The sequence below is a fragment of the Isobaculum melis genome (assembly GCF_900111355.1).
Lineage (GTDB): Bacteria > Bacillota > Bacilli > Lactobacillales > Carnobacteriaceae > Isobaculum > Isobaculum melis.
In genome coordinates this window covers 1-13239 of sequence record NZ_FOHA01000006.1, presented here as the reverse complement: position 1 = coordinate 13239, position 13239 = coordinate 1, and the positions used below count along the sequence as shown (strand labels likewise).

Sequence of the window (13239 nt, the reverse complement as noted above, 5' to 3'; positions counted from 1 at the left end):
TCTATTTGAATGGATTATTTACCCATTTGGCTCATTACTTCATCTGCAAAGTTATCTTCGCGTTTTTCAATACCTTCGCCAACTTCAAAACGAACAAATGATTTCACTGTAGCACCTTTAGATGCAACAAATTCAGCAACTGTTTGATCTGGGTTTTTAACGAATGGTTGATCATTCAAGCTAATTTCAGCAAGATATTTGTTTAAACGACCGACAATCATTTTTTCAACGATGTTAGCTGGTTTGCCTTCGTTTAATGCTTGTTCTGTTAAGATTTTTTTCTCATGTTCGATTTCATCTTGAGAAACTTGATCACGAGAAACATATTTAGGGTTGATTGCAGCAACATGCATCGCAACGTCTTTTGCAGTTTCTTCATCTGTTGTACCGTCTAAAAGAACTAAGACAGCAATACGTCCACCCATGTGTAGGTATGCGCCAAATGCTTGGTTATCTGTTTTTTCAACACGTGCAAAACGACGGAAGCTTAATTTTTCACCAATAACTGTTGTTGCTTCAGCAATTTCAGTTGCAATTGTTTTGCCATTAGCAGTTTTCACTTCTAATGCAGCTTCTAAATCAGCTGGATTTGCTTCTACAACTTGATGGTTGATTTCAGCAACAAGTGTTTGGAATTGCTCATTTTTAGATACAAAGTCAGTTTCAGAGTTGATTTCAACGATTGCAGCAACGTTTCCTTCAACTTGTGCACTTGCAAGACCTTCAGCAGCAATACGGTCAGCTTTTTTAGCTGCTTTTGCCATCCCTTTTTCTCTTAAGTGGTCAACTGCTGCATCGATATCGCCTTCAACTTCTACTAATGCACGTTTTGCATCCATCATACCTACGCCTGTCATATCGCGTAATTTTTTAACTAAAGCGGCTGTTACATCTGCCATTTTAAATTCCTCCTAATAGTTGTTTTTAATCTTCAAAAAGAGGCTCTCTCAAAGTCTATTGAAATGATGCCGCTTCGCAAAAAGTCGCTACTCACTTCTCTTTTACTTAGAGACAGCCTCTTCATTCTTTAATTATTCAGCGTTGTCGCCTTCAACAGCAGCAACGATTTCTTCGATTGATTCAGCAGCTACTTCTTCAGTTGCAGCAGCAGCTTCAACCATCGCTTCTTCAACAGCCATTTCTTCGCCTTGATTACTTTCGATTACAGCATCAGCCATTTTAGCAGTTAATAATTTAACCGCGCGGATAGCGTCATCGTTTGCTGGAATTACGTAATCAATTTCGTCTGGATCACAGTTTGTATCTACGATACCAACGATTGGAATATTTAATTTATGCGCCTCTTGAACAGCGATACGCTCTTTACGAGGGTCAACGATAAACATTACATCTGGAATTCTTGGCATATCTTGGATACCGCCTAAGAATTTTTCTAAACGTTCACGTTGTTTATTTAAGATACCAACTTCTTTTTTAGGTAATACTTCAAAAGTTCCGTCAGCTTCCATTTTGTTAATTTCTTTTAAGCGTTTGATACGTTTTTGGATTGTATCCCAGTTTGTTAAAGTTCCACCTAACCATCTGTGGTTTACAAAGTATTGACCAGAGCGGATAGCTTCATCTTTCACTGCATCTTGTGCTTGTTTTTTAGTACCTACAAATAGGGCAACGCCGCCATTTTCAGTTACTTCTTTCATAAAGTTGTAAGCTTCGTCTACTTTTTTAACTGTTTTTTGTAAGTCAATAATGTAGATTCCGTTTCTTTCTGTAAAGATATATTTCTTCATTTTTGGGTTCCAACGACGTGTTTGGTGTCCAAAATGAACCCCTGCTTCTAGCAATTGTTTCATTGAAATTACTGCCATGATTTGTTTCCTCCAATTTGGTTTTTATTTTGTTTCCCTCTCCAGCTCTCACCTTTATAAGAAACTACCATCAAGTAGCACCACCTTATAAATCAAGCATGGATGTGGATTTTGCGCGACGGTTAAATCACACCTCTAGTATTATATAGTACTTTCACTTAAAATTCAATAACAATCTACTATTATTTTGTTTTCGTTTAAAAAATTGATTTTGTGATATTTCTAAAAAAGAAAATGGTCAAGTCGTTTAACAAAAACTATTTTTTCTAAATCAGAAAAAACATCCCCTATTTGATTAAAAAAAGCCTGTAATATTATTAATTTATTATAATTTTTCAAAAAATATATTGTTTCTTAGGTAAGATAGCTTATAATGTGAATATACATAAAGACTAAACTCAACACAACAAGGAGATGCAGCAATGATTACAAACAAAGAAATTGGCAGAAAGATAAAGAGTTTGCGAATTGAAAAGAAACTATCACAGGAAGAATTAGCATATGGTATCTGTGCCCAATCGCAATTAAGCAAGATGGAGCATGGTGAAACAGATATTCCAATTGATGCCTTAGCCAAAATTTCACAGCGGTTAAACTTACCTTTAATTGAATTTTTAACCCTTGAAATGGATGCCATCAATCAGCAGCAAAACTATTCAGCCTTTCCAACTATTTTTATAAAGGATGAACAACTGGATATTGCAGAGCATGCCGCTATTTTAGAAGAAGAGCTGCAGCGAACCTTTAAACCAGGACGACCACCAATGAGCTCAGAGTTAAATCTGATGGCAATGATTGGTCAATGTTATTTTGAAATCGAAGCGTATCAAAAAGCTAGCAGTTATTTTAATGACTGCTGTACACTTCTCTTAAATGAGCAAAAGTTTTTTTATCATATTGATGTTGCACAATTCTTTATCCATGCAGCTAAAACAGAAATAAAATGCGGAAACTATTTAAATGCCTTAGATACCTTGAAAAATGGGATTACCTTAACTGTTTCTAATGATAAAATGACGGCCATTGAAAAATTATTCTTTGAAAAGTCACAAGTTGAATATCTGATTGGTAACATTACTCAAGCAGATCATGACTTACTTCAAGCATTTTACTTTAGTAACCTAAAAGAAAAATGGTCATTTAGTAGCAAGGTCAAAAAAGTTGCTTATGAATTAGAATTACCGATTTGTAAATTTGTGATGAAATAACTATTTAAAATAGTAGTAAAAGAGCACTAACTGAAATCCAATCAGCTAGTGCTCTTTTATGATTTATTTGCTAGTTGGTGCTTTAATATCCTTAATTTGACCAAATTTATCTAGCTCTATTGTAATTTCAATGACAACCTTACCACTATCATTCAATGCCGTTAAGACGATTGCTAGTTCTTTAAGATTGAATGTTTTCTTATCTACTTTAGCATCTAAGTTAATGGTCACATCTTTTTCAACATCCACACCTGTGAAGGAAACATTATAGTATTTCTGTAGCAATTTAAATAACTTTTGGCTATCACCTTCATAGGATAAAAGATAGTCTGCATCTTTTTTATTTAGCTTTAGCTCATCAGAAACAGCGTTGATTAGTTTAGTAAAAACCTGATAGTCCGTTTGAGAAATCAGTGCTTTTGCTTCTTTTTTTTCAGCCTCTTCCCAAGAGTCATCCCCATTTTTTAAGTAGGCCTTATCATCTTTTATTACGATTTCTTTTGCTTCTTGATCATTTGACATGTTGATTTGATAAGCTTCTTTTTTAGATTGAATGTCGGCGGAAAGATTGAGTTCTGAGTATGCTTTTTCGCCATTGTTTCCTTTGACATCAACACTCATGCCCAACTCAAGTTGGTAGCTGTCGATTTTGGATTGGTGTTCTTCTATTTTTTTAAGCACGCCATCTTTGTTTAAGGGGGCGCTACAGCCTGTTAGCAGCACAATCACTGTTAGGATGAGTGGTAAACTTTTTTTCATTTTTTTTTGCTCCTTTTTTGTTGAGATATTTATTTAATTTCTAATTTAAACCAATTTTTGGTTGAATAGATAATGAAGGATGCTACGAAAACAAAACTGATTAAACTAAAAATAAGTGCGTTTGTTAGTATTGAGATGAAAGCTAGGAAAAATGAAATGATTAGCAACCAAGATGCTATTGGATTGCTCGTGATTTCGATTTCTTTTGGATCCTCAACTTGGATTTTTGGTGAGCCGAAATAAGCTTGGCTAGCTTTAAATGTGACAATTTTATTTTGTGCTTCAAACTGCTGCGTTTCGTTATTGTTAATAGCGATGACTTGATTATCTATTTTTACTTTTACTTTCGCTAGCTTTCCAGCGAAGCCTGTTTTTCTTGTAATTTTCATGAATATGTACACCTGTGTCTTTTTATTTGTTGTGCTTGATTTATAGTAGCATATTTTTTATGGAAATGAATTAAGATTTTGGATAAATGATATTTTAAATGCCTAAAATTCATTCATTTCTGGCAATAGCTCATTTTTTCCCAGCGTAACTATATTTTATTTGGATAACTAGTAAAATGACACTCAAAAGAACCAATAACATATCTACATATGAATAATAGGCACTCCAACTATGACTAGAAGAATTAAAAGTACCAATTGCTACAGAGGCAAATATGATTAATATACTTTTGATTAATGTTGGATATTTTTGTTGTCTAAAGAGTAAAAACAAGTTGATTCCTGCTTGCATTAGTTTGGTAAAGAAAAAACTATAAATTAGACCTGTACTACTTGCTAAAAGAATGTCAAGATTGGGTGTTAGAGCCAATAGGGTTGCTATTATTTGGGTAATGATCATTAAATAACACATTGTTGCGGTTCTATTATTGCGATTGTATCTGCTCATGTTATTGCTCCTAATTTTTTTATTTATTTTTTATACTGTGCTACCTGATTAGTTGATTTTGTTATTTAGTATCTTTAATTTTTTCCTAACTAGAACTTTTATTTTTTATAATAAAATTCAATATTATTTAAATTAACTTCAGTATTTTCATCTACAATATCTGAAATGGAAGATAGCGTCTCTGTATAGTCTCCTGCTTCGAATTCCATAAAAATGTTTATAGCTTCATTAGGATTAATATAAGAATAGTATGGAGAATCTAATTCAAAAGCATTCTTTAAAACAACTTCGTCACCGTTAATTATCAGTTTTAAATTTGCTTCATACTTTATGCTTTTAATTTGATTTGATGTATCGTTATATAGTAGACCAACCACACAGACAATACCACTAGAAGCATATTCAGGTTCTAGCGATATCGCTTTAGAATAATCTTTATCTATCAAGAAAGTCAAAGACTCTTCATAAACCATCTGCTCAGTATGATTAAATGTACTAAATGTGTGATCAATCATTTTTTTATCAGCATCTGTATAAGCACCATTTCCTCTTTCGTACAATTTAAAGACATTAATTGTTTTAGTTTCTTTTATTTTTGGCATATTTGAATCTATTTTAACTGTTTCTATTCTACTTTCTCTTTCTTCATCTGATTTTTTATTAGAAGTATCAATACATCCTGTCAAAAATAAAACTGTTAGTGACATCAGTGTCATTATTTTTTTCATGCACTTTCCCTCATTGATCTTTATAATTTATTTGAAATGTTCTACCTTACCCATTCTTTTGAGTAAGAATTATCTTTATTTAAGTAATTTTTCCAATTCAATTCAGAATAACCATCATCAACTAAATTTGTCCTTTTGGTTCCTTCTAATCTCTTTATGTCAGTTGTAAATATTCATTTTATCTACTATGCGACAAGGAGTCATCAAAAATAATTGGCAAGTCTATATTTTTAACACCATGACCACTATCTTTAATTAAATTATTTGACATTAAATTTATATAATAATTTCCTTTTAATTGAATATTGAGTTTTTTCATATCATTAATCATGTCATTCAATATTTTACCATCTGCTTCACTTTCGTTTTCTTTCATATACAAACGAATCACAATTCCTCTGTATACAGCAGGATTATTTTCATATTCTTTAATTAATGGTAATATTTCTTCTTTAGAAATATTAGTTTGTTTATTTTTATAAAACTCTAATATAGATGGCAAATCTAAGCTAGAGATTCCAATATAATAATTTTTCTCTCGATACATAGAAATATAAGTTTTCTCATGCGCCTCTTCCGTCAAACTTACTACTGAATACTTATCTTTTAGTTCTTCAATTTTCTCATTGAATCGATTGAATTCGTCTTCATACGCATAATGATATAATCCAGACACTATAGATTGCTCTATCTCACCTTCATGCGCATTAAACTGATGAAACAACGAATGGCTTTGATGATTAATCATCACATAAAAAGATGAATGAATGACAGGCTCTTGTTTTGTCTTAAACAAAACAACTGCGGTATTTTCTAATGGAATATAGCTTGTGATTTCTACATCTGTTTTGAAATTCTGTTGCATATATTCATTTGCAATCAATTCTAACTCTTCATAATTTTATCTGTTGTTTGATTATATTTACCATGAAAACCTTCACCCGTATAGTCTTGAACACTTACTATTTCGGAGTTATTTGTTTCTTTATCTTCACCTTTTGACTTATTTTTTTATTTGGTGCGCATCCACCTATAACTATTAAGATTGTTATTAGAACTAAGATTAATCGTTTTCTCCTCATGATTTTCCTCTCTTAATACATCTCATTTTTGAAAACTGTAAGAATTTGATTTTGCTTCGTTTCCTTCAATCACTGTCATCATTTTTCTTCTTTCTCATTCTAATGATAAAAAATTAAATTCCATAAAGGTCTTGCAACTTTTTAAATCCCTCATTATGCCATTTTTTTGTACCATATCTAGCTGGTATTTCTAAATGAAAAACTTCATCATCTTCTTGATGAATTGACAACAAATAATACAAACCTTTCTTCTCTATGAAGATATGTTCGATATCTTCTGCTGGAATAAATTCATATTCTCCATCTGGTTTTCCACCCATACTACTTGTACTTAGTATAGAAACTCCTTTTTCACCAAAACAGGTAATATAGTTTTTTGTAAAAAATGATACAAAAACTGACATCATTAATCTCAAACCATATGATGGTCTTTTTATGCTAAATACGGATATTTGATTCTCTTCTTTTAGTTGATTTTGTTCCAATATGTTTTCTATTATTTTTTTCATACTCTATCCTTCTTAATTGTTTATTTGAAAAAATTCAATATTTTTTAGCTTTACTTCTATATCATCTATAACAGTGTTAGAGTTTAGTGCATCCAAATTATTTTCTTCACTTCTTTCAAATCCTAGTACTACATTTAATCCCTCATCAGAATTCATAAACGGATAATAGGTACTTTTCAATTCAAATGCTCCTTCTAATTGAATGATTGTTTCGTTAGTCACAATGTTGACATCACATCCAAATTTAATACTTTTTATGCTATTTCCCGTATTATTGTATAAAATACCATAAAAATACACTACCCCATCCTCTTCATAAAAAGTGTTAGCGGGAATAAACGTTAATGAATCCCTATAAACAACTTGTTCAGTATTATTAAACAAAGAGAAGGTGCTATCAATGAGTTCTTTTTCCTTTTCCTCATAAGTGTTATCTGTTTGCTTATATAATTTAACAACATCAATATTTTTAGTTTCTTTTATTTTAGGAATATTTGATTCAATTTTTACCATTTGATTAGAACTTTCTTTTTCTTGAGCTGGTTGTTTTTTCGTTTCTGCACAGCCTACTAATAGTAAAATACTTAACAAAAGTATGGATATTCTCTTTTTCATAACTGTCTATCCCCTTTATATATGAATAAAAAACCTCTACCTATTGAAATTAAGGCTCCAATTTTTCTTTTCCATACCATTCAATATTGGTGTAACCATATTTTATTCTATATTATTCTTTACTATTTTTTTAACCAAGGTTACTTCACTTTATTTAACAGCATAACCATTTCAACATTTTAAAATTTTTCATGAAGCTACTATACATTACTTAGATCTAGCTTTATTTAAATCAACTAAATATATAAATACGTTTTTCTAATATAGAAAAATACGATTAAATAAACAAAGTAGAAACTATCAAAAATAGTTTCTACTCCATCTTTATTTCCCTATTATGTAGCAATAGGTCTCGCACCTGAAAATGCTGGATGTTTATTTACTTTTTTAGGACGATTATGTTTTGTTAATGTTGATTGTCCCATTTGATATTGGACTGTTCCAAAATCATTACTAATATGCATTGCCACATTCCCTAATCTTGATATAGCCTCAGCTTTATTTTCTTGTAAATGGTATTGCATATCATTAAATGTTAAGTAAATCGATTCCAATATGCCATAATTGTATTCATTCAATATCAATACAGTTTCATAATTTGAATTTATAAACAAGGCATGTTTAACATAAGGTTTGAAATTTTCAAGTAAGTTAGGAAAATTAGCAATCATTGCTGCTATACCAGTAATGATTCCTTCTATAGAACTTTTAATTGGTCTTACTGTAAAAGAATTAAACTCTCTGGCATTTTCTCTCAAGTTATCATCGAACTCAAACCAAGGAATATCTATCATATTTGCTACTGTATTTAGAGAAGACTCAATCGTTTCTGCAATATCTAAAAGTCCTTCTACCTTATCTTTTATTTGTGTTAGTAAAGAAACAAACCTACCCTCTATATTCTTTGTGAAAGTTTTATAATTCTTATCTAAGGTTTCATTTAATGCTTTCCATCCTTCTAAATATTTTTCTTCCTTAAGAACAGTATTAGTAAATGTTGGTATACCAATAATTTGCGGTTCAATTCCTGCTGCTAACGCCCTATCCATTTCTACCATTGTGATTCTTACACCATCAATCTGTGAGGCATAATTTCTTACTTTTGTGTCTAATGTACTTATATTGCCTTCAAGCATTCTGTGATGTTTGGATAAATTAGAAACAACTCCATCACTAAAACCCCTATCTACATCTTCAAATAAGGCTGGAACATGCTTCGTTTTAATTTCATTGAAAAAATCTGATAACGTGTCTATCAGTTGTATCAATGAAGGGAGAACAGTAGCTACATCCGTTATAAATGGAATCTTAATTGGAGCTAATTTAGGAATTTCAGACAGTATTCCCATACCACCAATTAAACCATCTCCAATTACACCTAAACTCTCTTTTACATTTGCCCATGTTTCAAAAAAATTCATCCCACCACTTGAAAAAATAGCCTCTACTTCACCTTTCAATTCATCAACACGAATTTCAAATTTATTTTTTTCATTTCCAATCAGAATACTAACCGTTTCGTTGTTTCGACTTATTTGTCTAAACCACTCTAGTAACTTATCAGTAATTTGATTTGAAAGAAGAGCTAAAATATCAGGTGTAATTTCAACTTTTTCACCATTTCCTCTCCCAAGTATATTCCCACTAAATATACTAACTGGTAAAAATGCATCTACTTGAAGATTAAGCCACACTTTTTGTCCATCTGGTGTTTCAATTTCTACTCCGATTAAATTACCATCATCATCTTTAACATAGCCAACATGATTTGAAACAAGCCTTCCAAATATAGGGATACCATAAACAAGATCATGAATATGACCTGGTATTCGGTCTTTCAATCCAATCCCTTTTTCTGCAAGTGTCAAGGGATCATATTGTGTTAAATAGTTTGTATAGCGTTCAGGATCATCTACATCCCCAATTTCAGGAATAATTGCAGGATTCAATACAACTGAATGAACATTTGACCAGCCATTTTTATAGGTAACATAATTGGCTAGACCTCCACCTAATGAGTTTCCACCAACATATTTAATATTGCCATATTTCTTATACATATCATTATAATACTGACTTGCTGCATCTAACTGTGGATGGATTTTATCAGTAAGCAAAGAAGCATCTGTTAAATAATCATTTCCACCGTCTCCTGGTTGTGTCCCTTGATAGATAACTGCATATTCATCTGTACCGTCAAGACTTACTGTAATTGCTTGTAAACCAGTCTTTGGATTACTTATAATATCCTTAATGACAAATATTTTGCCATTTATTTCAACTCGCTCGTGTATTTCCAACTCTTTATATACTGTGTCTCCACCAAGTCTAATGAGGTCTTCATGACTTATTTGTTGTTTTGCCATTCTTATTTCTCCTCTTTATTTTCAAAAATAATAGATAAGTCTTCATTTTCTACACCATGGCCACTCTTTTTCAGCACATCATTTGACATTAAGTTGATTGTATAGCTCCCTTTTAATAAAAAACTAAACTTAGACATATCATCTATCAGATTATTTAGTAACTTTTTATCTGAATGTGTTCCAGCTTCTTTCATGTATAATCGAATAACGATTCCTTTACTTATTTCTTCTGAACTTTCAATTAATTCAAACATAGTTCGAACTTCTTCTTTAGAAATAACTTCATTTGTTTCTTTATAGAAATCTAATACTGAAGGAACACTCAAACTAGACATGCTTATATAATAATTTTTCTCTCGATACATAGAAATATAAGTTTTCTCATGTGCCTCTTCTGTCAAACTTACTACTGGATACTTATCTTTTAATTCTTCTATTTTCTCATTAAATTTATTAAATTCTTCTTCATAAGCATAATGATACAATCCAGATACTATAGACTGTTCGACTTCTCCTTCATGCGCATTAAACTGATGGATTAATGAACGATCTTTATGATCAACCATCACATAGAATGATGAGTGTATTACTGGTTCTTTTTTTGTCTTAAACAACACAACTGCAATATTCTCTAATGGAATATAGCTTGTAATTTCTACATCTGTTTTGAAATTTTCTTGCATATATTCATTTGCTATTAATTCTAACTCTTCATAATTTCTTTTCACAATTCGGTCTGTTGTTTGATTATATTCGCCATGAAATCCTTCACCTGTATAGTCTTGAACACTTACTATTTCTGCATTATCATTTTTCTTTTCTTCTTTTGTTGCTTCATCTTTTTTATTCATTGTACATCCTCCTATAACTATTAAGATTGACATTAAAACTAGTATTATTCGTTTTTTTCCCATGCTTTCCCTCCTCGTATCACTTATGAAAACAGTGGGAATTTCATTTTGCTTCCCATTCTACCAATGATAAAACTTGCTTCGTTTCCTTCAATCACTGTGTTAGTTAAATCTTTATTATTAACTTCAAATACACTTTGTCCTGAAGTTCTTCTTAACAACATAACCATTCCGGTATTCTTTAGTTTTTTCGTGAAACTATCATACTTACTTTCTAGTGTACTAAAGTCAGCGCCAATAATGAAGTATATTTTATATTTATTTGCAGTTGTATATAGCTCTTCTAAAATTGTCACTTGTTTTTCATCTACTTGAGCAATTATTTCATAAATATTGGCGATTACAACTACGAGTGTTTCTTGTTTTTCAAGTTCGTCTGTAGCCGTTTCTTTTCTTGCATCAATCTCATCTTCAATTTGATCTAAGAAATCATAAAATTTATCTGTGTTATTGAAATAACTTGCTGAAGTTTTTTCAAATGCAGAAAGTTTTTTCTTCTTACTATCCATTACCCATGTTGTAAAGTAATCTAATGATGAAACAAGTGCTACAACACTTGTTACACAAGCTTCTAATGATTCTTTTATTGGAGAAGAAATGACCAAGTTTCCTTCATTTTCAAAATCCGCAGTTACAATTTCAACTGATTCTGAATCAATTCCCAATGGTAATTGTTTTTCTTCCTTGATTATTGCCATACCATCCCAATTCATTAAGTCAGAGATACTATACTCATCAGGTGCCATTGGCAATGCTATAGGTCTCTTACCATCCCAAGCCTCATCCATCTCTCTCGCTTCTCTCTGAATCCCCTCAATAATCTCCAATGTTCCCTCACCCATCGTTGGTAAGGCACTTTGGAAGATTGTCGGTTCATCAAACTTAATCATCCCACGACCTTGCAGATCTTCAATCGACAATGTCGTACGCCCAACAATCCCACGCGCTTCATTATCATCAATCATTTTCAATGCAATCTGAACCTTAATATTACTTTGAAGATTTGCTTTCATACTTGCTTGGCGACCTGCGGTCACAATCAAGTGCATCCCAATTCCTGCACCTTCTCTAGCAATTTGATTGAAGACTAATTCTAAATCTGATTCAAATTTTGCATTCTTGAATCCTTCAAAACCATCAATCATCACTAAAATACGTGGCTCTTCCTCACCACTAGCCTTCTCATACATTTCAAGACTCGCCACCGCAAAATTACTCAACAGCTTCTTACGACGCTTCATTTCCGTCATCATGCGACGCATAAACTTCCCAATCTTCTCTTCTTCATCAATATTCATCGTATCCGCCACATGAGGCAATCCTCTTAGTGGAAGCAAACCGTTTGTCCCAAAATCAAGCAGGTAAGCGTGTAATCGTTCTGGATTATGCTGTCTTGCTAAGCCCATTAAAATACTTTGTAAGAAAGTCGACTTCCCATAACCTGGACTTGAATACAAGGCAATATGCCCATCCTTCGACAGATTAATTCTAAAGCTTTCCTGCGCCTGCATACTTGGAATATCTGCAATCCCTAGCATTGGCTCAAGCTCCGACTTCTCTTGCCAAGCCACCTTATAATCTACCGTATCCAACTCAGGTAAATACACACGCTCTGCAAGTGGTGGCAACCATGGTCTTGGTAATGGTGCAATCCCTGCTTCTTCAGTAATCGCATGAATGCCATCAATCACCGCATCCAATTCAGTTGGCACCGTTTTGACTTCTTTGCCATCGGATAAGCCACTTAAATCTTCACTTAAAATTTCATATTGACCTAAGTCATTAATCGCATAAATTGTATTATCCACTTCTTCTTGATCAGACTGATCTGGAAGGTAATCTGCCCCACTCCAAGCACTTTGGAACAGCTCATAAATTTCATTGTTCCCAACTTGTAAATAAGCACGTCCTGGTTGGGTAATTTCCGCCGCATCTGGGGTTTTGAGCATTTCCATTGAATCTGATTTATCCGCTACTTTTAAGGCCAATTTGAACTTTGAGTTACTCCAAATTTGGTCATCTACGACACCACTTGGTTTTTGAGTTGCTAAAATCAAGTGAATACCTAGTGAACGTCCAATACGAGCCGTTGAAACGAGCTCTTTCATAAATTCTGGTTGCTCAGATTTTAACTCCGCAAACTCATCACTAATCAAGAATAAATGTGGCATTGGTTCACTCACATCGCCATCTTTATAAAGCTTTTGATATTGGTTAATGTGATTCACATTGTTTTCTGAGAATAAGCGCTGGCGACGCTTTAATTCGGCATTAATCGAAATTAAGGCACGCATACTTTGAGCACCATCTAAGTTGGTAATACTACCTAATAAATGAG

At 32.5% G+C, this 13239-nt stretch carries 13 protein-coding genes; 1 reads left to right on the top strand and 12 read right to left on the bottom strand.

The window, feature by feature from the left end:
- Positions 1 to 14: 14 nt before the first annotated feature.
- Positions 15 to 899 carry a translation elongation factor Ts gene (gene tsf, locus BMW29_RS06000; RefSeq protein WP_092651410.1) on the bottom strand — a complete coding sequence of 295 codons (885 nt, stop codon included), beginning with the start codon at positions 897 to 899 and terminating at the stop codon, positions 15 to 17.
- Positions 900 to 1031: 132 nt separating this feature from the next.
- Positions 1032 to 1826 carry a 30S ribosomal protein S2 gene (rpsB, locus tag BMW29_RS05995; RefSeq protein ID WP_092651407.1) on the bottom strand — a complete coding sequence of 265 codons (795 nt, stop codon included), beginning with the start codon at positions 1824 to 1826 and terminating at the stop codon, positions 1032 to 1034.
- Between the two features lie 422 nt (positions 1827 to 2248).
- Between rpsB and BMW29_RS05990 the strand changes: the two genes are divergently transcribed.
- Entirely contained in the window at positions 2249 to 3034 is a 786-nt protein-coding gene (locus BMW29_RS05990; RefSeq protein ID WP_092651404.1) for a helix-turn-helix domain-containing protein, read from the top strand.
- A 63-nt stretch (positions 3035 to 3097) separates the two neighbouring features.
- On the opposite strand, the gene BMW29_RS05985 is transcribed toward BMW29_RS05990, so the two are convergent.
- The 10 genes from BMW29_RS05985 to essC form a co-directional block, all read right to left on the bottom strand.
- Entirely contained in the window at positions 3098 to 3793 is a 696-nt protein-coding gene (locus tag BMW29_RS05985) for a DUF6612 family protein (protein WP_092651401.1), read from the bottom strand.
- 29 nt (positions 3794 to 3822) lie between these two features.
- Positions 3823 to 4182 carry a hypothetical protein gene (locus BMW29_RS05980; protein ID WP_092651398.1) on the bottom strand — a complete coding sequence of 120 codons (360 nt, stop codon included), beginning with the start codon at positions 4180 to 4182 and terminating at the stop codon, positions 3823 to 3825.
- 130 nt (positions 4183 to 4312) lie between these two features.
- On the bottom strand, positions 4313 to 4690 hold the full coding sequence (locus BMW29_RS05975) for a hypothetical protein (protein WP_092651395.1): 378 nt from the start codon (positions 4688 to 4690) through the stop codon (positions 4313 to 4315).
- Between the two features lie 98 nt (positions 4691 to 4788).
- A complete protein-coding gene (locus BMW29_RS05970; protein WP_092651393.1) occupies positions 4789 to 5418 on the bottom strand; it encodes a hypothetical protein in 630 nt (209 codons plus the stop codon).
- Positions 5419 to 5596: 178 nt separating this feature from the next.
- The gene (locus BMW29_RS05965) at positions 5597 to 6301 is read right to left on the bottom strand and encodes a DUF1672 family protein (RefSeq protein ID WP_092651390.1); all 705 of its coding nucleotides are present in this window, start codon (positions 6299 to 6301) and stop codon (positions 5597 to 5599) included.
- Positions 6302 to 6613: 312 nt separating this feature from the next.
- The gene (locus BMW29_RS05960) at positions 6614 to 7009 is read right to left on the bottom strand and encodes a hypothetical protein (protein ID WP_092651387.1); all 396 of its coding nucleotides are present in this window, start codon (positions 7007 to 7009) and stop codon (positions 6614 to 6616) included.
- 12 nt (positions 7010 to 7021) lie between these two features.
- Positions 7022 to 7624 (bottom strand): hypothetical protein, encoded by a 603-nt coding sequence (locus BMW29_RS05955; RefSeq protein ID WP_092651385.1) that lies wholly within the window; start codon positions 7622 to 7624, stop codon positions 7022 to 7024.
- A 335-nt stretch (positions 7625 to 7959) separates the two neighbouring features.
- On the bottom strand, positions 7960 to 9990 hold the full coding sequence (locus BMW29_RS05950) for an SA1320 family protein (protein ID WP_092651383.1): 2031 nt from the start codon (positions 9988 to 9990) through the stop codon (positions 7960 to 7962).
- A gap of 2 nt (positions 9991 to 9992) precedes the next feature.
- On the bottom strand, positions 9993 to 10841 hold the full coding sequence (locus BMW29_RS05945) for a DUF1672 family protein (protein WP_177165693.1): 849 nt from the start codon (positions 10839 to 10841) through the stop codon (positions 9993 to 9995).
- A gap of 83 nt (positions 10842 to 10924) precedes the next feature.
- A partial coding sequence (gene essC, locus BMW29_RS05940; RefSeq protein ID WP_143047337.1) for a type VII secretion protein EssC occupies positions 10925 to 13239 on the bottom strand: 2315 nt, incomplete at its 5' end.